The following is a 1,941-nucleotide window of genomic DNA, read 5'->3' on the forward strand; positions in this document are numbered from 1 at the left end:
CGGCGACGGGATGTCGACCGGCCGGCTGCCATCGGGCAGGACGATGGCCGAAGGCTCGATCGTGGTGCCGGGCGACAGCAGCACGGCGCGGTGCAGGGTGTTTTCCAGCTCGCGCACATTGCCCCGCCAGCCATAACCGAGCAGCAGCTTGCGCGCGTCCTCGGTCAGGACCTTGGGACCCGTCGCGTTCAGCTCGGCATATTTCCGCGCGAAATGCTCGGCCAGCAGCAGGACGTCGGCCGGGCGCTTGCGCAGGGGCGGGATCTTCAGGTTGACGACATTGAGGCGGAACAGAAGATCCTCGCGGAACGTGCCCTTCCTCACCTCTTCCGCGAGGTCGCGGTTCGAGGTGGCGATGACGCGGATGTCGATCTTCACCGGCTTGGCCCCGCCGACCCGGTCGATTTCCCGCTCCTGGATCGCGCGCAGCAGCTTGGCCTGCAGGCGGACATCCATTTCCGAGATTTCGTCGAGCAGCAGGGTGCCGCCGTTCGCCTCCTCGAATTTGCCGACGCGGCGGGCGACGGCGCCGGTGAAGGCGCCCTTCTCGTGACCGAAGAGTTCGCTTTCCAGCAGGTTCTCGGGGATCGCCGCGCAGTTCACCGAGACGAAGGGGGCATTGGCCCGCCGGCTCTTGCGGTGGACGAAGCGGGCCATCACTTCCTTGCCGGTGCCACTCTCGCCCGTGATCATGATCGAGGCTTCCGAGGGCGCGACCTGTTCCGCGAGGCGGACCACTTCCGCCATGGCGGGATCGCGATAGATCAGGTTGTGGCTTTCCTCGGCGACCGCTTCGAGGACGGCGGCGATCAGATCGGCTTCCGGCGGCAGGGGGACATATTCCTTGGCCCCCGCCCGAATGGCGAGGACGGCCGCGCGCGTGTCGTTGCCGATGCCGCAGGCCACCACCGGGACATGGATATGCTCGGCCGCGAGGGCCTGGATCAGGGTCGCGATATCGAGCCGGACATCGACCATCAGGAGGTCGGCGCCGCGCCCCGAGCGCAGGGCATGGAGCGCGCCCTCGACCGAATCCGCGTGGGCGACCTTCGCCCCGCGCGCCATGGCGATCTTGGAAGCCGCGCCGAATTCACCGGACAGGGAGCCGACGATCATGAGCCGCATGGTTCAATACCCTTTCAGCGCCTGTCGCCCTTGATGATTTCGGTCATGGTGATGCCGAGTCGGTCTTCGACCACCACCACTTCGCCGCGGGCGACGAGGCGATTGTTCACATAGATATCGATGGCTTCGCCGACCTTGCGGTCCAGTTCGATCACCGCGCCCTTGCCGATGCGCAGCAACTGGCTGACCTGCAGCTTGGATTTGCCGAGCACGGCGGAGACGGCGACGGGGATGTCGAACACCGCCTCGAGGTCCTGGGCGGTCCTGATCAGGCCGTCCTCGTCGCTCGTGGCGACCTGGCCGTTCTGCAGCTCTTCCAGATTCATGTCACGGTCTGCGGGCATGGGGCTCTCTCCGGTCAGGCGCTTTGACGGCGCTGCGCGGCAATGAAGTGGTTGACGGCGGATTCGACGGCGCTGGCGAGGGCCCTGGTGTCGCGGGCGATGCCGCCATGGGCCCATTCGATGCGGACATCCCCGGGGACGAGTTCATCGTCCGCGAGGGTGATCATCTTGCCGGGGAAGGCCTGGGCGGCGGCGATCGCTTCAAGGCGCGGGCGGGCCTCGTCGATCATCCCGGGCGCGACGCGCACGATCACCCGCGCCTCGTCCTTCAGATCGGCCAGGCATTCGGCGACCATGGCTTCCATGTCGGCCAGCGGCAGGTCGCGGGTCAGGGCCGGGCACAGGCGGCGGGCGATGGCGAGGCCGAGGGCGGCGGCATCGGCCTGCAGGCTGGCTTCGCCCTGGACCAGCGTATCGGCGATGCCGGCCAGGGCTTCCCCGGCGCGCGCCACCGCATCCGCGAGGGCGGCGG

The 1,941-nt window shown here is 68.1% G+C and carries 2 protein-coding genes and 1 pseudogene; all 3 read right to left on the reverse strand.

All coding sequences use genetic code 11. From position 1 onward, the window contains the following. A partial coding sequence (locus WAZ62_RS11190) for a sigma-54-dependent transcriptional regulator (protein ID WP_422643609.1) occupies positions 1 to 1,125 on the reverse strand: 1,125 nt, incomplete at its 3' end. Positions 1,126 to 1,139: 14 nt separating this feature from the next. Further along, entirely contained in the window at positions 1,140 to 1,451 is a 312-nt protein-coding gene (gene fliN, locus WAZ62_RS11195; protein ID WP_422643610.1) for a flagellar motor switch protein FliN, read from the reverse strand. 32 nt (positions 1,452 to 1,483) lie between these two features. After that, a pseudogene (locus WAZ62_RS11200) lies at positions 1,484 to 1,941 on the reverse strand (hypothetical protein); the annotation flags it as partial.

Origin of the sequence: Zavarzinia sp. (assembly GCF_049306435.1) — a bacterium.
Classification (GTDB): domain Bacteria; phylum Pseudomonadota; class Alphaproteobacteria; order Zavarziniales; family Zavarziniaceae; genus Zavarzinia.

Excerpts from the sequence above, each read along its gene's own strand:
- fliN (WP_422643610.1), bottom strand. The coding sequence starts at position 1,451 with ATGAATCTGGAAGAGCTGCAGAACGGCCAGGTCGCCACGAGCGACGAG.